1 pseudogene is annotated in these 612 nt (G+C 42.3%); it reads left to right on the forward strand.

Annotation, left to right across the window (positions count from 1 at the left end):
- Positions 1 to 612, forward strand: a pseudogene (locus tag ACFIJ9_RS08700) (hypothetical protein); the annotation flags it as partial.

Below are 612 nucleotides of genomic sequence, written 5' to 3' on the forward strand. Positions count from 1 at the left end.
ACAGCACCTAAAGCGAAACAAAACAGTGTGACTTTTGGAGATCCGAGCAAGGGTCAGGTTGCATTGCATAATGTTGCTGCTGGTAAGATTGCTAAGGATTCACATGATGCCATAAATGGTGACCAGCTTCATTCATTTGGTGATAAGGTTGCGACATATTTTGGTGGTGGTTCAACATTTGTAGATGGTGCTTTTACAGCTCCAACTTATAACATCTCAAATGTTTCTGACGATGGTACGGTAACAACTAAATCACATAACGATGTTGGTTCAGCCTTTTCTGATCTTGATACGAGTGTCAAGAATGTGAATACACATCTAACGAACGAGGTCAAAAATTTTACTGAAAAACTAACGAATATTACGCAAGAAGTTCAAGGCGATGCTTTGTTGTGGGATAAGACTACAGGCGCCTTTGTAGCGCAGCATGAAAAGAAGGAAGAACAAGCCGACGGCACAGTTGTAGTGACACAAGAAAACAGCAAGATCACATCGCTGGCTGATGGTTCTATAGTATCAGGCTCGAGCGATGCGGTTACGGGTGGTCAGATTTATGATCTTCGAAAACAGTTTGCTGGCTATTTTGGTGGCGGTGCTGGTTATAATGAGAAG

This window comes from Bartonella sp. MR90HLJMH (assembly GCF_042194115.1).
Classification (GTDB): domain Bacteria; phylum Pseudomonadota; class Alphaproteobacteria; order Rhizobiales; family Rhizobiaceae; genus Bartonella; species Bartonella grahamii.